The 18,966-nt window shown below is 59.6% G+C and carries 17 protein-coding genes; 9 read left to right on the top strand and 8 right to left on the bottom strand.

The genetic code is table 11. The features are described 5' to 3' along the window. Positions 1-6: 6 nt before the first annotated feature. From J7E24_RS01240 to J7E24_RS01230, 3 genes are all read left to right on the top strand, one after another. Positions 7-429 carry a hypothetical protein gene (locus tag J7E24_RS01240; protein ID WP_215134303.1) on the top strand — a complete coding sequence of 141 codons (423 nt, stop codon included), beginning with the start codon at positions 7-9 and terminating at the stop codon, positions 427-429. Positions 430-459: 30 nt separating this feature from the next. Further along, positions 460-1,935, top strand: coding sequence for a hypothetical protein (locus J7E24_RS01235; RefSeq protein ID WP_215134301.1), 1,476 nt, complete (start codon positions 460-462; stop codon positions 1,933-1,935). A gap of 156 nt (positions 1,936-2,091) precedes the next feature. Continuing rightward, the gene (locus J7E24_RS01230; RefSeq protein WP_215134299.1) at positions 2,092-3,552 is read left to right on the top strand and encodes a hypothetical protein; all 1,461 of its coding nucleotides are present in this window, start codon (positions 2,092-2,094) and stop codon (positions 3,550-3,552) included. Between the two features lie 22 nt (positions 3,553-3,574). Here J7E24_RS01230 and J7E24_RS01225 read toward each other — a convergent pair whose 3' ends face one another. Next, positions 3,575-3,826 carry a hypothetical protein gene (locus tag J7E24_RS01225; RefSeq protein WP_215134297.1) on the bottom strand — a complete coding sequence of 84 codons (252 nt, stop codon included), beginning with the start codon at positions 3,824-3,826 and terminating at the stop codon, positions 3,575-3,577. Positions 3,827-3,873: 47 nt separating this feature from the next. On the opposite strand from J7E24_RS01225, the gene J7E24_RS01220 reads away from it, so the two are divergent. Beyond that, positions 3,874-4,551 (top strand): hypothetical protein, encoded by a 678-nt coding sequence (locus tag J7E24_RS01220; RefSeq protein WP_215134295.1) that lies wholly within the window; start codon positions 3,874-3,876, stop codon positions 4,549-4,551. A 111-nt stretch (positions 4,552-4,662) separates the two neighbouring features. Here the strand turns inward: J7E24_RS01220 and J7E24_RS01215 are convergent, their stop codons facing one another. The 3 genes from J7E24_RS01215 to J7E24_RS01205 are packed head-to-tail and all read right to left on the bottom strand — an operon-like array spanning position 4,663 to position 8,469. Next, complete coding sequence (locus J7E24_RS01215) at positions 4,663-5,796, bottom strand: PepSY-associated TM helix domain-containing protein (RefSeq protein WP_215134293.1); 1,134 nt, start codon at positions 5,794-5,796, stop codon at positions 4,663-4,665. Then, entirely contained in the window at positions 5,793-5,990 is a 198-nt protein-coding gene (locus tag J7E24_RS01210; protein WP_215134291.1) for a hypothetical protein, read from the bottom strand. The genes J7E24_RS01215 and J7E24_RS01210 overlap by 4 nt, the downstream gene beginning before the upstream one ends. Before the next feature lie 4 nt (positions 5,991-5,994). Beyond that, entirely contained in the window at positions 5,995-8,469 is a 2,475-nt protein-coding gene (locus J7E24_RS01205; protein ID WP_215134289.1) for a TonB-dependent receptor, read from the bottom strand. Positions 8,470-8,683: 214 nt separating this feature from the next. Between J7E24_RS01205 and J7E24_RS01200 the strand changes: the two genes are divergently transcribed. The 3 genes from J7E24_RS01200 to J7E24_RS01190 all read left to right on the top strand — a co-directional run bounded on the left by J7E24_RS01200 (position 8,684) and on the right by J7E24_RS01190 (position 11,945). Next, entirely contained in the window at positions 8,684-10,873 is a 2,190-nt protein-coding gene (locus J7E24_RS01200; RefSeq protein WP_215134287.1) for a prolyl oligopeptidase family serine peptidase, read from the top strand. 137 nt (positions 10,874-11,010) lie between these two features. Continuing rightward, positions 11,011-11,229, top strand: coding sequence for a hypothetical protein (locus tag J7E24_RS01195; protein WP_215134286.1), 219 nt, complete (start codon positions 11,011-11,013; stop codon positions 11,227-11,229). Between the two features lie 206 nt (positions 11,230-11,435). Then, positions 11,436-11,945 (top strand): GNAT family N-acetyltransferase, encoded by a 510-nt coding sequence (locus J7E24_RS01190; protein ID WP_215134285.1) that lies wholly within the window; start codon positions 11,436-11,438, stop codon positions 11,943-11,945. Positions 11,946-12,065: 120 nt separating this feature from the next. On the opposite strand, the gene J7E24_RS01185 is transcribed toward J7E24_RS01190, so the two are convergent. The 4 genes from J7E24_RS01185 to J7E24_RS01170 form a co-directional block, all read right to left on the bottom strand. After that, positions 12,066-12,365, bottom strand: a complete 300-nt coding sequence (locus J7E24_RS01185; RefSeq protein ID WP_215134283.1) for a DUF4286 family protein — start codon at positions 12,363-12,365, stop codon at positions 12,066-12,068. Positions 12,366-12,461: 96 nt separating this feature from the next. Next, complete coding sequence (locus J7E24_RS01180; protein WP_215134281.1) at positions 12,462-12,911, bottom strand: DUF6526 family protein; 450 nt, start codon at positions 12,909-12,911, stop codon at positions 12,462-12,464. A gap of 110 nt (positions 12,912-13,021) precedes the next feature. Then, positions 13,022-15,475, bottom strand: coding sequence for a TonB-dependent receptor (locus J7E24_RS01175; protein WP_215134279.1), 2,454 nt, complete (start codon positions 15,473-15,475; stop codon positions 13,022-13,024). Positions 15,476-15,728: 253 nt separating this feature from the next. Beyond that, the gene (locus J7E24_RS01170; RefSeq protein ID WP_215134277.1) at positions 15,729-16,067 is read right to left on the bottom strand and encodes a hypothetical protein; all 339 of its coding nucleotides are present in this window, start codon (positions 16,065-16,067) and stop codon (positions 15,729-15,731) included. A 463-nt stretch (positions 16,068-16,530) separates the two neighbouring features. On the opposite strand from J7E24_RS01170, the gene J7E24_RS01165 reads away from it, so the two are divergent. Together J7E24_RS01165 and htpG are read left to right on the top strand one after the other, a co-directional pair. After that, a complete protein-coding gene (locus tag J7E24_RS01165) occupies positions 16,531-16,803 on the top strand; it encodes a hypothetical protein (protein ID WP_215134275.1) in 273 nt (90 codons plus the stop codon). Positions 16,804-16,916: 113 nt separating this feature from the next. After that, entirely contained in the window at positions 16,917-18,761 is a 1,845-nt protein-coding gene (htpG, locus tag J7E24_RS01160; protein ID WP_215134273.1) for a molecular chaperone HtpG, read from the top strand. The last annotated feature ends 205 nt before the right edge of the window (positions 18,762-18,966 follow it).

Below are 18,966 nucleotides of genomic sequence, written 5' to 3'. Positions count from 1 at the left end.
TGGTCCATGAGTATTCATAGAAGCTTATTGCTGCTTCCGCTACTGCTGATTCTGACGGCCTGCTTTTGGGGCGATGAATATGAGGATGAACAGATTGTGGGTAACTACTACGTTTCTGGTCTGGATGGAGGATGGGAAGAGCCAATGAAAGATGCTTACCTGCACTTCCATGACGAGAAATTTGGCCTTGCTGATGCTCTTTTTCCTCGTACTCTAAGCAATATTGGCTTCAGCAAAAAGTGCCTCATCATGTTAACTTCTCCCCCAAATGAGCAATACTATATTGCTCGAATAATATCTGGGGCTGACCGAGAAGTAGCGCGTAAGAATATACTTGGCCCGTTTAATAAGCAGGATTTTCTCCGCAAACTTGAGCAAGTGAACGGGGATACGCTGGTGAGCTTTACCTACTATTTCGCGAATCTGTAGTCGCTCTGAAATATTGATTTCCCCCTCCCTATGACTCTTTCCCGCCACGCTACTTCTCTGCTCACCGGCTTATTGCTAATGGCTGGCGCTGCTTCGGCCCAGACTGCCCCCGGCCAGCCCACGCTCGACGAGCAGAAGGTGCAGATCTGGTGCGCTGCTGCCCGCTACGTGTACGACGACAATGGCCGGCCTAACCTCAAGGACAAGCTAAGCTGCGGCAGCTCGCTTAAGGCTTTTGAAACCAGCATCAAAGCCGATAGCCAGAAGGTGTATAGCCTGCTCTACCAGCCCCTCGAAGGCCGTGGCACCATGTACGCGGGCCTTGGGAGCAATGAGGCGCGGGTGCAAAAGCTGACGTCGGAAATCATCAATAAGCTGAAAGGATCGGCTGCCCGCCGCGCCGACCCGGCCCGGATGCAGCGCTTGGCGACTCTTGAAACGAACCTCAACAGCTACGTAAACAGCGGCACACCCATCAGCGACCTAGCCGGTACCGAACCAGCCGCCACTACGGCCGATACCGCCGCCAACCTCGACGAAACCACCGCCACTGGTGAGGCAGGGCTGAACGATGCGGGCGTAGCCAGCCAGCCAACGGCTGCCAGCGGCGTGGGCGAAAGCGTGATGGACAAGCTATTCGCCCCGCTGGCCCTGATTCTGGCGCTGCTGGGCCTGGTGCTATTCTGGCTGCAGAGCCGTAAAGTAGCCGACCTGGCCAACCGCCTGGGCCGGCACCGCACAGATATTGACGCCATGAAATCGGTAGCCAGCCCCGGCACCGTGGCGGGCCAGCTGACGCTGGCCCAGCGTCGGGAAGTGGAGAAACTGGTAGCCCAGCGCGTCGCCGAGGAGCTGGAGCAGCGCCCGTCGCAACCCGCCGCTAAGGCTACTTCTCAGCCCATTCCGGCCCCATCGCCGGCCCCGGCAGCTCCGGCACCAGCAGCATCGGCCCCACCCGTTGCGCCAACTCCGGTGCCCGCGCCTGAGCCAGTGGCGCCGGCCGAAGTACGGGTTGCGGAGGCTCCGGCTAGCCTATCGGAAGTGTCGGCCTCGCCGGCTGCTATTCCGGCCGGCTCGCCCACTGCTGCCCCGCGCGACGAGTTCGAGAGCTTAGTGCCGCCCGTACAGCTGCCCGATCCTGCTCCGGTTACCCCGGCGCCTGAGCCGACCCAGCCCGCCGCCCGGGCGCAGTTTACGCGCTACGTGAAGGTGCCGGTGAATGGGGCGTTCAGCGAGTACGACCTTGCCGATGAGCCCCAGCACGACAGCATTTACGAACTGCACTTCGACCCGCAGTGGCCCGAGTTGGCGACGTTCAACGTCACGCCTAACTCCGCTATCCACGCCTACGCCATCCAGAGTGCCCAGTATTCGCTGCGCGAGGCCTGCCGCTATCAGCAGCCCACCGAGCCGGTTACCCGTATTGTAACCGAGGAAGAAGGCGTGCTGCGCAAAGTAGCCGGCAGCTGGCAGATCGAGCAGAAAGCCGCTATCCGGTTCGAGTAGAAAAAAACCAATCAGTCATCCTGAGCGAAGCGAAGGACCTTATCGCGCGAAAACGACCGTAGCCACGATTCGTTTACATGTGTTAAGGTCTTTCGCTTCACTCAGGATGACATGTTTAGCGGCCTGCCGCTGAGTAATAGCGTTATTTGTAGTTCTATGCTCGAAATTATCCTCGAAGTATTGGTCGTCGTTGTGGTGGTGGGCCTGCAGATTCGCACGTTTCTGCAGACGCGGGCCAAAACGCGCCATCTGGGCCAGCTGTACCCACCCCGCGAGGCCCTGCGGGTAGAGCAGCGCCTCGTGCTGGCCGATGGCCGCGACCTACCCGAATATGCCGCCGATGCGCCCGCCGATGCCTACCCGGCTACTCTGCTCAAGGCTGATAACGCCTCAGTAGAGTTCGAGGAAATTCTGCTCGATACCAACGACTACCTGCGCCACAACAAGGGCGCGGCGGCCGATTTCGGGATTCTGAAGGACATTTCGGAGCGCCGCAGCCAGGTGCTCGACAACGAGGTGCAGGCCAACGTCTCGACTCCGCTGTACTTGGGTTTGCTGGGTACGTTCCTGGGTGTGATTCTGGGCCTCGTGGGCATTGCCCGCAACGGCGTGTCGGATGATAATTCGCTGACACCCTTCCTGACCGGGGTACTGATTGCCATGACCGGCTCGTTTGTGGGGCTGCTACTCACGCTGCTCGGCAACGGGCTGCTGCGCGAGGCCCGCCGCCAGCTCGACGGCCGCCAGAACCAGTATTACACCGTGCTGCAGGTGCGGCTGCTGCCCATTCTGCACTCCGATATGGCCGGCAGCCTGAGTAACCTCAAGTCGGTGCTCGATGCCTTCAACCAGCAGTTTGTGGGCCAGGTTGATTTGTTCAACCCGCTCATGGACAAGGTAACGGAGAATATCCGGGTGCAGAGCGACTTTCTGGAACGCCTCGATACTATCGGCTACGACAAGATGGCCGCCGCTAATATTGCCGTGTTTGAGAAAGTGCGCGAGTCGGCCGACATGTTTGCCGCCTTCACCGGCTATCAGCAGCAACTCAACCAGATGCTCGAAAACGGCTACCAGTCGGCGCAGAGTGTGAACGGGATACTCGACCGGTTGCGGGGCTTCGAGAAGGGCATCAACGATTTGGGCCAGTACGTAGGCGGCGGCAATAACGCCGTGCAGCTGATGCTGGATTTCTTCCAGAAGCACCAGGTAGAGCTGCGCAACCTGCGCGACCGGGCCGAGCAGCACATCGACCAGGCCGGCGTGAATCTGGCCGACATCCTCACCCAGCGCCAGGCCCAGAACGAGCGGCAGGCCCAGCTGGCCTACGAAAAGTGGCAGCAGTACTACCAACAGCTCAACGCCGACAACATCTTCGAGAAGCTGCTCAAGCAGCTGGAGCCCTTCCAGAACCTCAATGCCCAGCAGGCCGACCTCAGCCGCGACGTAACCGCCACCCAGCGCGAGCTGCTCCGCAAAGTGGAGTTGGATTCCCAGATTCAGGCCAAGCTGCTGGCCGAAATTTCCAACCTGAACATGGTGCTGGTAAAGGCTACCTCCAAGAACAGCTTCCAGCGGTTCATGGACAAGCTATTTGGTGGCGTGAAGCCGGTGTAGAGAGCCTCGGAGTTTAGGTTTGTTAGTTTTCAGGATCCAAGGGATACAATACTTTAAAAGGTGGAGGACCTTCGCGCCTCACTTTTTCAATTGCATCCAGCCAGTCATACCAGAATACGGGGTCGGCGGGTGTATCCTTTTCAATGTATTCTCCACCACTGAGAATATCCGTCAGATCATTGGAGCCTGTTGCCTTCCAATAGTGCATCAGCATATATAGCATAGCTTCATACCCCTCTTTTTCTGTCAATGTCTTTGTGCTATCAATTTTCATAGTGCGCAATTTGAGTACTGATAAAGTCAAATATCGATAAAGCAAAGATGAACAATCCTACCTCCAACAAACGCCAACAAAACGACTTCTTCTGGCCCAGTTACGTGGACCTGATGACGTCGTTGTTTGTGGTGATGCTGGTGCTGTTTGTGTACAGCTTCAAGCTGTTCAAGGACCGCGAAGGGGAGCTGAAACAGGCCAACGGCGAGCTGAAAGCCAAGGCCGAGGAACTGGAGCAGATTACCAAAATCCGTAACTCGCTGCAGCGGCTGGAGGGCAAGTACTTCCGCTACGACCCGCGCAATGAGCGCCACGAACTGTTGGTGCCGGTGCAGTTCAAGGCTGGCCGCGACGAAATTCAGGACGCCTACAAGCCGGCCCTGCTGCAAGCCGGCCGCACACTGCGCACGGTGCTCAAAAGCATTAAAACCGATCAGCCGGTGCGCTACCTCGTGATTGTGGAGGGCATGGCCGCCCGCTACCCCGCCGGCGACCCGCGTAACGCCCGCGAGGAGCAAACCACCTACCAGCTCAGCTACCGCCGGGCCCTTAACCTGCTCAACTTCTGGAAACAGAGCGGCCTCGATTTTGGGCAGGACCGCAACATCGAGCTGATTATTGGGGGCAGCGGCTTCTTCGGCACCGGCCGCTACCAGGGCCGCCGCGAAGGCGACAACAAGCGCTTCCTGATTCAGGTGATTCCGAAGGTGGGGCGGATGCAGTAGGCGGAAGCCAGAAGCTAACAGGCCGTCATGCTGAGCCTGTCGAAGCAGTAGAGATGCTTCGACAGGCTCAGCATGACGGCCTTATTTTATACTTAATCGAATCGGTCGGTACTACACCGCCTGCAGCCGCGGCTTTTTCTTATTTTTATTGCGGCGGCCCCACCACACAATGGTGCCGGTAACGGGCAGGCTGGCACAAATCAAACTCACCAGAAAGGCTACTATTTTGCCGCCGAAGCCCAGTATCTGGCCTACGTGTAGGTCGTAGTTCATGTCAGCAAGCTTGATGCCGGCGCTTTTGGTGGCATGAAAGCGGGTTTCCAGCAACTGGCCTGATGTCGGGTGGAAGGCGTACTCGTCGCGGTGGTAGTAGTGCAGGGCCTTTTGGTAGGTCCAGCAGAACGCGGGGTCCTTGCCCGTGCCGGTGGGTCCCAGCAGAATCATCTCGTGGTCGGGAGAGAGGCGCCGCGCCGTGCGGTACACGATATCGGGCAGCGGCTGGGTGGCGACGGCAGCGGTTTGCAGCGTATCGAGCTTGGTTTTCATGATTTCCTGCGGGGCGGGCTGGCCACCATCCACGGCCAGCACCAGCGGCTCCAGCAGCCAGGGGTACAGCATAAACAGGCCCGACAGCGCCAGCACCAGCCCGATACTGGCCGCGTAGAAGCCCAGCACGTTGTGCAAATCGTAGTTGATGCGCCGCCAGCGGCTTCCCCACTTGATGGTAAACCGCTGTTTGCGCTCCTGCTTGCGCTTAGGCCACCACAACACCAGGCCGGTCAGCAGCATCACTACAAAAATGGAAATGCTGATACCCACTACCCACTTGGCCACCGCCTCGGGCAGCAGCAGGTGCATATGAATTTCCTGAATGATGGTGAAAAAATGGGTGCGCAAATCCTGTTCGTGCAACACCTGGGCGGTGTAGGGGTTCAAGTACACCTGAATGGGCGCGCCGGCCTTGTCGGTAAAAAATACAGTAGCCGAGCGCTCGGGCCCGAAATACGTAACCCACGACGTTTCGGCCGCTACGCCCGGGTGCCGGGCCAGGGCCGCCGCCTGCAGCTGCGAGGGCATTACTGGCGCCGTAGCCTGCACTGCCACCTTGCGCCAGGGCTCCGTCAGGTCCCGGATGTCGTCCTGAAACACAAAAATGGCCCCCGTGATGCTTATAACGAACACCACCAATCCCGAAGCCAGGCCCAGCCACAGGTGCAGCTTACCGATGATTTTTTTAACTGTCATGCTTCAGGAGGAGTAGTGGGTGGCCGGTTGGGCGGTGGTAGCAGAGGCGGTGCCGGCCGTGCATCCAGCCAGCGCAGCAGGTGGCGCAGCCGGCACAGCTGCCGGTCGGGGGTGAGGTGGCAGAGCCGGCAGCCCGCGCAGTTCCAGGCCGGCACTGCGGCGCTGGGTTCGGGCGGCTGGCGTGGGCTGCTCATCCTTCTAAAACTTATAGGCCACGCTGCCGACTACGCTGCGCACTTTCTGCGCGTTCATGGTGGAGTAGCCAATCCAGTATTGCTGGTTGGTGAGGTTGTCGGCCTTGGCGGAGATGCGGAACTTGGGCTGGTCGTAGAACACGGAGGCGTTGAGCACCGTGTAGCTGGGCAGCGTGAAAACGTTGGTGCCGGTATTCACGATTTTATTGTCGCTGGCGTAGTTGCCGCCGAAGCCCAGGCCTAGGCCCTGCACCGGGCCGGCCGGCAGGCGGTAGCTCAGCCACAGGTTGGCCAGGTAGGGCGAGCCGGCCGTAGCGGGGCGGCGGCCGTTCACTCCCTCATCGGCGCGGGTCAGCTTTGAATCGTTGTAGCTGAAGCCGGCCACGGCGTTGAAACCCTCGAACGGATTGGCTACCACGTTCAGCTCCAGGCCCTGGCTGCGCTGGGTGCCATCCTGGGTCTGGGCGAACTTGGTGGCGGCTTCCAGGCGCGGGTCGGTGCGCAGCAGGTTATCCACCCGAATGGCGTAGTAGCTCAGGGTGGTAGTCAGTTTGCCGGCAAAAGCATCCAGCTTCACGCCGCCTTCCCACTGGTTGGCCTGCTCCAGCTGGGCCGTGCGCAGCTCGGTGCTGTCGGGCAACGCGGCCGTATTGTAGGCGCGGTAAGAGCCGGGGCTGCGGAAGCTGTTCTGGTAGTTGGCAAACACCGATACCCTGTCCTTCACCGGCTGATACACCACGCCAAACTTCGGCGACACGGCCGTTTGCCTGAACGGCTGCACCGCACCGCCCACCAGGCCGCCCTTGTTCTCAAACCGGTCTACGCGCACAGCCGCCAGCACACTCAGCTGCTCCGTGAGGTTGAGCACATCGGAGACGAAGGCGCTGTAGGTGGTAAGCTGGGTGGTGAGCGGATAAGTGAACTGCGGCGGGCCGGCCGCGTACTGCGCCGCCAGCGCCCGGCCGTTGAAATCGGTGTAGGCCTGGCTGCCCAGCCCCAGCGCTACCGGGGCCCCAAATGTGCTGCCGAAGAACAGCTGCTGGTTGTCCACGTTCAGGTAATCGAGGCCCAGCACCACGCGGTTGCGCAGGCCAGCCACCTGGAAGTCACCGTTGAAGAGTTGCTGTACTTCCGTCGTGAAGGCCCGGCTGTCGCGCGTCGACTGGTCGGCGCGGCTCAGGAAGTTGGTGCTGCCCAGGCGCGTTGGGTCGCCGGAGCTGATGCTGTCGGCAATGGGCGTCACGTAGAAGTAGGCTCCGAAGCCTTCGGAAAAGCTGCGGCTGTGCGTGACGTTGGTGGACGACGTGAAGCCCGGCGCCAGCTGGTAGTTCACCTGCGCAAAGTAGTTGGAGCTGCGCGAGTTCAAACTCAGCCCGTTGCCCAGGTACGACTGCCGGTAGTCCAGCCCCAGCTCCTGGGGCCGGGTGGCCTGCAGGGCGCTGGTGGGGAAGTAGAAGAAAATGAGCTGCTTACCCACGTTCTCGGTGCGGTACAACTCCGCGTCCAGGTTGATGGTCAGGCGCTCGGTGGGCTTATAAGTGAGGGTTGGGGCAATGGCCAGGCTCTTATCGAAGCCCTGGTAGCCGCGGTTCTGGAAGTTGCGCTCGTACTGGCCGGCCGTGTTCAGGCGCAGCAGCACTTTCTTCTGCTTATCCAGGGGCGTGTTCACGTCGGCGCTCAGGCGCTGCAGGCCGAAGCTGCCCGCCGAGTACGCTACTTCGCCCCCAAACCGGTCATACGCCTTCTTCGTGACGCGGTTGATGAGGCCGCCGTAGGAGGTAAGCGCGCTGCCGAACAGCGTAGCCGACGGCCCTTTAATCACCTCCAGCTTCTCCAGGTTCGCCGCATCAATGCTGCTGGTGACACCGCCGGCCACGCCGTTGCGCAGCTGGCTTTGGGTGATGAAGCCGCGCAGGTTGTAGTAGCTGCCGCCGTCGCCGGCCCGGCCGGTGGCTTCCCACATGCGCTGCAAACCCGGCACGTTGCGGGTAGCATCGTCGGCCGTAAATACCAGTTGCTCCGTTAGTAGCTCCTTGCCCACGGTAGCATATACCTGCGGATTTTCCAGGTTGCTGAGTGGCATCTTGCTCACGTACTCCGACTGCTTGCGGGCAAACTTATTGGTACGGCTGCCACTGATAACCACTTCCCGGAGCTGCTCGGCGTTTTCGTTCAGCACAAAGTTCAGGGCCGCGGCTTGGCCATCGCGCACGGTTACCGACTGCTCGGTCGTTTTCAGGCCCACTGCCGATACCACCACCACATACTGGCCGTCGCGCACGCGCTCAATCAGGTACTCGCCGTTGCCATTGGTAATGGCTCCCTGGCCACGACTCTTCAGGCCCACGGTTACCGACTCGGCCGGGCGGCCATCGGAGGTGGTAACGCGGCCCCGAATGGTGGCCGTTTGCTGGGCCTGCACAGTGAGGGCGCAAATCAGCGCGGCAGAGGTGAGGCCCAGCAGGCGAAGATGAAGCATTGTTGTTTGTTTAGAAGGAATCTTAGTTGCTGCAAAGAAAAGGATGAATTGTTATTTAGAAAAATTATAAATAAAAAACCTTCGTTTAACTTGACTTGAGGCAGCCAAGAATATGGCAATGCGGCACAGAATTCGGGCCCGGGGCGGCATCTGCCAAACTTGTCGGTTATCTTCGGCTTTCAACCTTATTGTCCTTACCCTCTGTCCTCACCCTATGCGCCACCTTACCGTCCCCATGTTGGCCCTGGCCAGTCTGGCCGCCTGCCGCTCTTCGCAGCCAGCTGTGCCTACGGCCGCTGCCCCCGACGCCAAAACTGCTGTTTCTACCCCCGGTAAATTCGTGCTCAACTACCCCGAAACCCGCAAATCAGACCAGAAAGACGATTATTTCGGCACTTCGGTAGCCGATCCGTACCGCTGGCTTGAAGACCCCGATGCGCCCGAAACCAAAAGCTGGGTAACAGCCGAAAACCAGGTAACGTTTGGTTACCTCGACCAGATTCCGTTCCGCGACAAAATCCGGGAACGGCTCACCACGCTCTGGAACTACGAGAAATTCGGGATTCCGCAGCAGGAGGGCAACATGCTGTATTTCAGCAAAAACGACGGCTTGCAGAACCAGGCCGTGCTGTATGTGCAACCCGTCGGCTCCGATGCCGCGCCCGAAGTGCTGCTCGACCCCAATAAGTTTTCGGCCGATGGCACCACGGCCCTGGCCGGCACCTACTTCTCCAACGACCACCGCTACCTGGCCTACGCTACCAGCGGCGGCGGCTCCGACTGGCAGACGCTAAAGGTGCTCGACCTAAAGACCCGCCAGCCGATGTCCGACCAGCTCGACTGGGTGAAGGTTTCGGGGGCGGCCTGGTATAAAAACGGCTTCTTTTATAGCCGCTACGACGCGCCCAAGGCCGGCGAAAACAAGCTGGCCGGCAAAAACGAATACCACAAGGTGTATTACCACCAACTGGGCAAGCCCCAGAGCACCGATCGGCTGGTGTACGAAGACCCCAAAAGCGCGTTGGGCTTCCGCACCGTGCGCACCACCGACGACGAGCGGTTCCTGGCCCTGTACCTCACCGATGGCAAGGCCGACGGCAACCGCCTCTCGGTGCGCGACCTGACCGACCGGCGGCAGGAGGGAACGTTCACGCCCATTATCACGAGCTACGAGTTCGATAACTCGGTGGTTGGCAACGTGGGAGGGCAGCTGCTGGTGCTCACCAACAACGGCGCGCCCAACTACCGCGTCGTGCTCATCGACCCCAAAAAGCCCCAGGAGAAAAACTGGAAAACCGTGCTGGCCGAAACCCAGCAGAAGCTGGAGGGCATCGATCAGGTAGGCGGCTACTTGGTGGCCTCGTACCTGAAGGACGCCAGCAGCCTGATTAAAGTGTACACCGAGAAGGGCGAGTTCAAGCACGATGTGGCCCTGCCGGCGCTTGGCACGGCCTCGGGCTTCAGCGGCAAGCCCGACTCGAAGGAAGTGTACTACGCCTTCACCTCATTCACGTACCCGACTACCATCTACAAGTACGACCTGGCCTCCAACACCAGCACCGTATTCCGGGCGCCGAAGGTGGATGTTGATCCGCAGCAGTACACTACTACGCAGGTGTTCTACAGCAGCAAAGACGGCACCAAGGTGCCCATGTTCATCACCCACAAAAAGGGCCTGAAACTCGACGGCCAGAATCCTACCTACCTGTACGCCTATGGCGGGTTCAACATCTCGCTCACGCCCGGCTTTTCGGTGGCCCGCATGTTGTGGCTCGAAAACGGCGGTATCATTGCCATTCCCAACCTGCGGGGCGGCGGCGAGTACGGCGAGGCCTGGCACAAAGCCGGCATGACGCCCAACAAGCAAAACGTGTTCGACGACTTTATTGCCGCCGCCGAATACCTGAAGGTGCAAGGCTACACCAGCACCGAAAAGCTGGCCATGGCTGGCGGCTCGAACGGTGGCCTGCTGGTTGGCGCCACCATGACGCAGCGCCCCGACCTGTGCAAAGTGGCTTTCCCGGCCGTGGGCGTGATGGACATGCTGCGTTACCAGAAGTTCACCATCGGCTGGAACTGGGCCCCCGAGTACGGCACCTCCGACAGCTACGAGCAGTTCCAGAACCTGTACAAGTTCTCGCCGCTGCACAACCTGAAGCCAGCCGCCTACCCCGCCACTATGATTACCACCGCCGACCAAGACGACCGCGTGGTGCCGGCGCACTCGTTTAAGTATGCCGCCGCCCTACAGGCCGCCAACACCGGCCCCAACCCCCAGCTGATTCGGGTAGATGTAAACGCGGGCCACGGTGCGGGCAAAAGCACCAAACTCCAGATTCAGGAGTGGGCCGACATCTGGTCATTCGCCTTTTACAACATGGGCGTAAAGCCGTTTGACAAATGAGTTGTTGGTTGCTAGTTGTCAGTTGTCAGTCTCGTTCATCGAACAGCCTGACAACTGACAACTAGCAACCAACAACTCATTTGCCGTATCTTTGCGGCTGCAACCCGCGTAACTGCTTTAGTCTTCTGCTTTTTGATATGAAAAAAATGTCCCTGCTCGGCCTGCTGGCCGGTTCGCTGCTGCTCTCCGCCACCTCCTGTAGCAACCCCGATTATGAGCGGCAGGAAGATATGACCGTTGCGCCCCTGACCTACCCCGCGCCGGTAGATACCACGGGTGGCAAAACCGACGAAACCCGCGAGATTAACGCTGTCAACGCCACCGAATCCATCAAGAAAATGCAGCCGGTAATGTAGCTGGCGGTTTTCCCAAACGCAGAAAGAGCAGCATACCCGCCGGGTGTGCTGCTCTTTCTGCGTTTGGGATGCTTACTTTAGGCTCGGTGAGCATCTCTCGCCAAGCCAACAGAAAAGTTGATGGGAGCACCTACTGTAGCTCAAAGCGCGTAGCCTACTCACTACTCACTACTCACTACTCACTACTCACTACTCACCAAACCGCCATGTTTATTCGCCGGGGCCGGGAGGCCGATTTGCCGCAGGTACTGGCCCTGATTCAGGAGCTGGCCGAATACGAAAAGGCCCCGCAGGAGGTCACGAATACGCTGGCCGATATGCAGCGCGACGGGTTCGGCCCCGAGCCCATCTTCGGCTTTTTTGTGGCCCTGGAAGTGCCCGAAGGCCCCATTGTGGGCATTGCGCTGTACTACACCGCCTACTCCACCTGGAAGGGCCGGATGCTGTTTCTGGAAGACCTGGTAGTTACCGAGGCCATGCGCGGCACCGGCCTGGGCCGGCGGCTGTTCGAGGCCGTGGTGGCCGAAGCCCGCCACAGCGGCGCCCACCGCCTGCGCTGGCAGGTACTAGAGTGGAACGAGCCGGCCATCGGTTTCTACCAGAAGCTGGGCGCTACCCTCGACCCCGAATGGCACAACGGTACCCTCACGGCCGCGCAAATTCAGCAGTTCCCCTGCGACCCAGCCGTGGAAGTCGCCGTGCGGGAGGCTGGGTAATGTGTTGCCCGATGTAGGGGCGGGGCTTGCCCCCGCCCGCCGTTGAACTATTGCCGCTGAAACGGTGCGAGCGGCGGGCGGGGACAAGCCCCGCCCCTACATCGGGCTGCTAGCAGTTCATTATAGCACCTCCAGCATCGTGCGGAACGAAGCGTAGCGGCCACCAAAGTGCTTGTCCATATCGGCGCGAAGGGCAGGGGCAGCCAATTCCTGGTAAGCTTCAAGCTGCTCCAGGCTCACGGCGTAGTACTGCGAGGCGTAGGTGATACCGCCTTCTTCCTCGTCGAGCATGCGGCAGAGTTGGCTTTTGAGGAAAAAACCAGTGGCCATTACCTCCGGCATGTGCGTGTTCTGCATATAGGCCAGCCACTGCTCGGCAATTTCCGGGTCGAGGCTGGTCGTTACGTTGTAAAGAATCATAAAGGGATGGTTGGGGTAAATGGCTAAGACCTCAGTGGGGTAGTTGCCTTGCGGTGCAAAGTTAGGAGGGCAAGAACCACTCCGACTACTCACTCATCAAACCCGCATATCGTCGAAGTGGAAATCCTGAATGCGGGCCTGAATGTCTTTCGATGACAGGTTTTCGCGGATGGCCGCCTGGGTGAGTTCCGCCAGCTCGGCGTCGCCGGCAAAGCGCAGGGCCAGAATCTGGCCGAGTTTCAACTGGCCTTCGAGCGGGCGCAGGCTCTGGCCGGTTACCTCGAAGTAGCGCTGGCGCACTTCCAGGCGCAGCAGCCGGTCCTGCAGCGTGAGGGCGTAGTGCTGGCGCAGCATCAGCAACACCCCAAGGCCCACCACGGCCAGTGCGGCTACCGTAAACCAGAGGCGCGAAATTTCCGAGTCGTCGCCGGCCACATCGAGGTAGCGCCGCACGCCGTAAATGGCCAGAATCAGGGCCGCCGGCAGCAGCACAAAGTGGTGCCAGGGGTAAAACATGAGCGTGTTCTTGGTCGGTTTGGCGGCCATAGGATGCAGGTTGAAAAGAAAAGAGGAACTGCTGATACGCAAAAACTCCGGCCAGTGGCCGGAGTTTCGCATCTCGAATCCCCCGCAAGCCCAGCCGCAGGAGCCCCGGCCTACTTAAACGACAGCGGCACGATGAGCTTCACGCTCAGGTTGCGGCCCATATTGAACACGCCCTGCCGGCCGGTGGCGTAGTTTACATCGGTGTACTTAAGGCGGCTTAGGTGATTCTGGTAGGCCACGTCGAACACGTTGTTAAGCGTGAGGTAGAGCGAGAACAGCGTACGGTCTTTGGCCGATACCACGTCGGAGCCCAGGCCCAGGTTTACCAGCGTATAGCCGGGCGTGCGGGTTTCGGTTTCGAAGGCTGAGAAAACGCGGTTCTGGGCGAAGTTGTGCTCCAGCGCCGTGCGGGCGTACAGGTTGCGCAGCCGCGAGCGGCTCACTTTCGCAAAGTTCACCCGCAGCTCCGACTGAAACCGGTCGGCCGGAATGAAGGGCAGGTTGCGCTGGCCTGCGGGCTGGTTGAGCTGTACGGCCCGCACCATCGAAAACGAGTTTTCGAAGTGCAACCAGTCGAGCGGGTGCGGGTGGAGGTCGAGGCTGATTTCGCCACCCGCCAGCCGCGCGTCGCCCTGCCCGTACCGGAACACCTGGTCGCCTTCCACCGACAGCGAGTCGCCGCCGCCAGCTGCTCCCAGCACCCGCGGGAAAATGTAGTTGCTGATGCGGTTGCGGAACGCATCGACCGATAAATCGATATGCTCGGAGGTGAAAGCCAGGCCGCCATCGAGCTGGAAGCTGGTTTCGGCCTTCAGGTCCGGCTCCCCGATTTCGTAGCGCACCGTGCCCTCGTGCTTGCCGTTTGAGCCCAATTCGGCAATGTTGGGTGCCCGGAAGCCCCGGGCCGCGTTGGCCTTAAGCACCAGGTTTTCGCCCAGCGAGTAGGCCGCGCCCAGGCTGCCGCTCACGTTGCGAAAGGTACTCGTGAAGCCCCCGAACTTGGTGTCGCCCAGGCCGGCCGGCACCGGCTGTTCATCGGCATTCAAGTACAGGGCATCGGCCTTTATGCGGCGTACATCGTAGCGCAGGCCCCCACTCACATCGAGCCGGCCAACGGTCTTTTTGGTTACTCCGAACACGCCGCCATCAAGCAACCGGTAAGCCGGAATCAGGAACTCGACACCCTTGTTCTGGTTTTCCTGCTGCATGCCACTCACGCCAAACGTGGTGTTCCAGCCGTTTGCTTCGGGCAGAAACCAACGCAGCGCGTAATCTACGGTGTGCAGCTGAAAGAAAAGCGAGTTTTCATCTGCGTCAGCGGGGTTGCCAAACTCGCGGCGCAGGTTCTGCTGCCAGCCCAGGTTGGCCGTGAGGCGGTGCCGGCCCAGAATAAAGCTATTATCGGTGCCGATGCGCAGGTGGTTGATTTGCTGGCGGGGGACAGCCAGACCGTAGCCGCGCAGGTCGGCGCGGGTTACCGGCACATCGGCCACGTCGCCGGCCAGCGTGGGCACGCTCTTCAGAAACCGGCCCGTCAGCGAGTCGCGGGCGCCCTCAATCAGGCCCAGCTGCTGGTTGAAGGAGTTGAAGGTGAGGTGCGAGTAGCCCCAGCCTTTGTTCACGCCCACGTAGCCGCTACCGTTCAGCTCCCGCGCCCCCGAGTTGTACACCCGGCCGTCGCGTTCATTACGGTAATTGCCGGCCAGCTTGCCCGAGCCGCGCAGCTGCCAGTTCAGGCCGCCCAGGTTGCCCGCATTCCAGAGCGAGTAGCCTTGCTGCTGGTTGTTGGTCTGGTAGGTAGCGGCCACTGCGCCCAGTACCCGGCCCTCGGCTACCGGTTCGGGCGGCAGGAAGTTAATGACGCCCGCCAGCCCGTCGGAGCCATACAGCAACGAGCCCGGCCCCTTAATAATCTCGGCCCGGTCAATGCTGAACTCGTCGATTTCGATGCCGTGCTCATCGCCCCATTGCTGGCCTTCCTGCTTGGCGCCGTTGTTTAGCGTGATGACGCGGTTGGCCCCCAGCCCCCGGATAACGGGCTTGCTGATGGCTGCACCGGTAGTAATCTGGCTCAGGCCGGGCACATGGGCCAGCGCGTCTACGGCGTTGGTAGCCGAAGTCTGTTGCAGTTGGGCCTGCCCGATTACGGTGGTAGGCACAGGTGAACGGCGCAGTTCGGTACTCGCCGACACGCCTGTTACCACTACTTGTCCGATTTCGGTAGCCGTGGGCTCCAGCACCACGTCAATAGGAGTACTCGTGCCCGTATCCACGTTGCGGGCCACCGTCGAGTAGCCCACAAAACGTACTTGCATCAGAAACCGCCCGCGGGGTAGGTCAGCGAAACTGAATTGCCCGTTTTCGTCGGTGGCGGTTGCCTGCCGCAGGTCGGGGAAGTACACCGTGGCCCCGGGCATAGCCTGGCCGGTAGCTGCATCGGTAACGCGGCCGGTTACAGGCGCAGTGGTCGTGGCGCGCATTGCGGCCGGCGTCTGGCTGGCGGTTTGGGCCACCGCCAGGCCTGTGCCGAGCGCGAAGCCCGTCGTGATAAAAAAGCGAAGCATAGAAAGCGGAGATAGGAAAGGCTTGGCAGCCAACAATACCGTGGTTGCCTCAGCCCGACGCCGTAATCGGCCGAAAACAGGCAGGTTACCATTGGCCGGGAAGGGCCAGTCGCCTTAACCAGGAAAATGAAAGAATGGACCTGCGCAGCCACAACGCCGCCAAGGAGGTCCGATTACGCTACAGCAACCACCGCCCGAACAAGCCCTCACCGGGTTCCTGCAGGCAGCAGGGCAGCATAGCTTATGCGAAGTACTAAGCCGCAGGCGGGCCGCGCAGATCGGCCGTGGCACGAACGGCCGAGTGCCACACCGAAGCGGCGACCACCGAGTGGGGCAGTTGGTACGCTACGGGCGGAGCCGGCAGCACCAGCGGAGCCGGGGGCTGAAAGGCCGCATTGAAAAAATGGTCGACCGGACAGTGCTGGTGCTGGCTGCTGACAATGTCGGCCTGGTGAGTGCCAAGGGCCGTTTCCGGCACAGCGTCTACCGTGTGCTGATGCTCGTGCAACGCCAGAATCCAGGCATCGGGTACCAGTACCCGTGCAAAGCACAGGAGCAGTACTATAGCCAGCCGGGACCGAATAGCGCGCATGGATAGTGACGAGGCGAGGAATAAATGTACGGCAAAATACCCAACCTCTTTCGCTTCGGGTGTGGCCGGGCCGGGAAGAAGTAAAATGGCAATAAATGGATTATGCCCAGTATAGCTTGCACATCATAACGCTTGGTACCGCTAGTTGGTAATGGGAATAGTTGTATTTTATTGAAATAGAAGGGTTATCAAAAATTTGTATTTGTAGTATGATGTGCCAGCCGTAATATTGCATCCGGTATTTAATATGCGTGTTGTTGGAGAGACGTTTACTCGTGCGGAAGTAATGGAAGTTGAAACTCTGGGAAGCCCGTTAGTAGTCAGATACGAACGGAATGATACACTATTGCATGCGCAGTGGCAGTTTTTAGCGCATCCTCACCGCGCTCCGTCCGCTCTTCAAAGCCTCCTGGACGCTGCCGCCCGTCCGCCGGTGCGCGCCTGCCTCTTGGATTTACAGTATATGCCCGATCTGTCGTCGATGGGGCATTCGCAGACGGAATACCATTTGCTGGTGAAGCTGGCCGCGTTGCCTCTGCAGCACTTAGCACTGGTATTTAAAGCAGATTGGCAGCATGAGGCTCTGCTCGCCGCTACAAGTTGCCTGGCCCCTGCCTACGAAGTGCAGGTGTTCGATGATGCCGCCATGGCCCTCGACTGGCTCCGGCAATCCGGCGCCGGCCACCTGGGCAGGGGTGGGGGCCGGATCGAGCAGCACCGGCCGCTGTCAAACTGACAGCCGGGAGGAGACTGGAACAAGGTTTGAATTCGGATTCCTGCGTCGTTGCCGGCCCTATGGGCTGGCAAAACGGCCGGTTTCTGTTTTCACTCACCTTTTCTGATTCTGTTATGCAAGAGAAAGGCAGCATCTCGATTCACACCGAGAACATCTTTCCTATCATCAAGAAATTTCTCTACTCCGACCACGAGATATTCCTGCGCGAGCTGGTTAGCAACGCCGTTGATGCCACCCAGAAGCTCCAGAGCCTGGCCCGCCAGGGCGAGTATAAAGGGGAGCTGGGCGAGCTGAAAGTGCGCGTAACCGTTGACAAAGAAGCCCGCAAAATCACAGTTTCTGACCGCGGTCTGGGCATGACGGCCGAAGAAATTAAGAAGTACATCAACCAGATTGCCTTCTCGGGTGCCACCGAGTTTGTGGAGAAATACAAGGAGACGGATGCGCAGGCAAAAGACCAGATTATCGGTCAGTTTGGTCTCGGTTTCTACTCGGCTTTTATGGTGGCCAAGGAGGTAGAAATTTGGTCGAAATCATATAAAGACGACACCGCCACGGCCCACTGGACCTGCGACGGCAGCACTGAGTTTACGCTCGAAGAAACCGAGGGTGAGCACGCCAAGGCCGAGCGCGGCACCGACGTGGTACTGCACGTAGCCGACGATTCGGACGAGTTTTTGGAGGAAGCCCGCCTGAAGGGCATTCTTACCAAGTACTGCAAGTTCCTGCCCATCGAAATCGAGTTCGAGGGTGAGGTCATCAACCAGACCAAGCCCATCTGGACCAAGCAGCCCGCCGACCTCACCGACGAGGACTACGTGAAATTCTACCAGGAGCTGTACCCGTTCTCGGAGCCGCCCCTGTTCTGGATTCACCTCAACGTCGACTACCCGTTCAACCTGACGGGTATTCTGTACTTCCCGAAGGTGAAGGACGAGCTGCAGCTGCAGCGCAACAAAATTCAGCTCTACTCGCGCCAGGTGTTCATTACCGACGAGGTGAAGGACGTGGTGCCTGAGTTCCTGATGCTGCTGCACGGTGTCATCGATTCGCCAGACATCCCCCTCAACGTGAGCCGCAGCTTCCTGCAGGCCGATGGCGCGGTGCGCAAAATCAACCAGTACATCACCAAAAAAGTAGCCGACAAGCTGGCCGAGCTGTTCCGCAAAGACCGGGAAGGCTACGAGCAGAAGTGGTCGGATATCGGCTTGTTCGTGAAGTACGGCATGCTCTCGGACGAGAAGTTCTACGAGAAATCCAAGGATTTCGTGCTGGTGCAAAACACAGCCGGCAAGGCTTTCACGCTGCCCGAGTATCAGGAATTCGTGCAGGCCAACCAGAAGGACAAGAACGAGCAGACGGTTATCCTGTACACCACCGACGCCGAGGCGCAGCACGGCTTCGTGCTGGCGGCCCAGGAGCGCGGTTACGATGTGCTGGTGCTCGATGGCCCGCTCGATTCGCACTTCATCGGCCAGTTGGAGCAGAAGCTCGAAAAAACGACCTTCAAGCGCGTAGATGCCGAAACAACCGGCAAGCTCATCGAGAAGGACGACGCGCCCGAAAGTGTGCTCAGTGAAGACGACAAAACCCGCCTGACCGACGTGTACAAGCAGGCTATCAGCAACGAGCACATGCAGGTGCAGGTAGAGGCGCTTTCTCCCCAGGATGCGCCCGTTATCATCACGCTGCCCGAGTTTATGCGCCGCATGAAGGATATGCAGCGCACCGGCGGTGGCGGCGGCATGCAGATGTTCGGCTCGTTGCCTGACTCCTACACCGTGAGTGTAAATGCCAATCACCCCGTTACCCAGCGCGTGTTGAGTGCCGACGGTGAAGCCGGCAGCCAGTTGGCCCGCCAGGCCTTCGACTTAGCCTTGCTGGCCCAAGGGCTACTGAAAGGAGAGGCGCTAACAGCCTTTGTGAAGCGCAGTGCCGATTTGTTGGCTGCTGAATAGCTTTAGACGGTATATAAAGTTATAGGGAGTATAAAACCCCGGCGGCTTTGGTCGTCGGGGTTTTGTGTTTGGGAGGCAATAGGGAACCCAGAGCGAATCGTTGCTGTGGTAAGTACCTGCGGGTCGGCAGCCGTAAGCTGATGGCCGGTAGCGCAAAAGCGAGGGTACCAAATCCGTATATCTTTACGTTTCTGGCTCCGAACGA

Source organism: Hymenobacter sp. ISL-91, from assembly GCF_018613725.1.
Lineage (GTDB): Bacteria > Bacteroidota > Bacteroidia > Cytophagales > Hymenobacteraceae > Hymenobacter.
The sequence above is the reverse complement of the archived record's forward strand: the minus strand, read 5'-3'. Positions and strand labels throughout refer to the sequence as shown.

Bases quoted from the DNA above. Each gene is read 5' to 3' on its own strand.
- J7E24_RS01240 (WP_215134303.1), top strand. From the start codon at position 7: ATGAGTATTCATAGAAGCTTATTGCTGCTTCCGCTACTGCTGATTCTG.
- J7E24_RS01235 (WP_215134301.1), top strand. From the start codon at position 460: ATGACTCTTTCCCGCCACGCTACTTCTCTGCTCACCGGCTTATTGCTA.
- J7E24_RS01230 (WP_215134299.1), top strand. From the start codon at position 2,092: ATGCTCGAAATTATCCTCGAAGTATTGGTCGTCGTTGTGGTGGTGGGC.
- J7E24_RS01225 (WP_215134297.1), bottom strand. From the start codon at position 3,826: ATGAAAATTGATAGCACAAAGACATTGACAGAAAAAGAGGGGTATGAA.
- J7E24_RS01220 (WP_215134295.1), top strand. From the start codon at position 3,874: ATGAACAATCCTACCTCCAACAAACGCCAACAAAACGACTTCTTCTGG.
- J7E24_RS01215 (WP_215134293.1), bottom strand. From the start codon at position 5,796: ATGACAGTTAAAAAAATCATCGGTAAGCTGCACCTGTGGCTGGGCCTG.
- J7E24_RS01210 (WP_215134291.1), bottom strand. From the start codon at position 5,990: ATGAGCAGCCCACGCCAGCCGCCCGAACCCAGCGCCGCAGTGCCGGCC.
- J7E24_RS01205 (WP_215134289.1), bottom strand. From the start codon at position 8,469: ATGCTTCATCTTCGCCTGCTGGGCCTCACCTCTGCCGCGCTGATTTGC.
- J7E24_RS01200 (WP_215134287.1), top strand. From the start codon at position 8,684: ATGCGCCACCTTACCGTCCCCATGTTGGCCCTGGCCAGTCTGGCCGCC.
- J7E24_RS01195 (WP_215134286.1), top strand. From the start codon at position 11,011: ATGAAAAAAATGTCCCTGCTCGGCCTGCTGGCCGGTTCGCTGCTGCTC.
- J7E24_RS01190 (WP_215134285.1), top strand. From the start codon at position 11,436: ATGTTTATTCGCCGGGGCCGGGAGGCCGATTTGCCGCAGGTACTGGCC.
- J7E24_RS01185 (WP_215134283.1), bottom strand. From the start codon at position 12,365: ATGATTCTTTACAACGTAACGACCAGCCTCGACCCGGAAATTGCCGAG.
- J7E24_RS01180 (WP_215134281.1), bottom strand. From the start codon at position 12,911: ATGGCCGCCAAACCGACCAAGAACACGCTCATGTTTTACCCCTGGCAC.
- J7E24_RS01175 (WP_215134279.1), bottom strand. From the start codon at position 15,475: ATGCTTCGCTTTTTTATCACGACGGGCTTCGCGCTCGGCACAGGCCTG.
- J7E24_RS01170 (WP_215134277.1), bottom strand. From the start codon at position 16,067: ATGCGCGCTATTCGGTCCCGGCTGGCTATAGTACTGCTCCTGTGCTTT.
- J7E24_RS01165 (WP_215134275.1), top strand. From the start codon at position 16,531: ATGCCCGATCTGTCGTCGATGGGGCATTCGCAGACGGAATACCATTTG.
- htpG (WP_215134273.1), top strand. From the start codon at position 16,917: ATGCAAGAGAAAGGCAGCATCTCGATTCACACCGAGAACATCTTTCCT.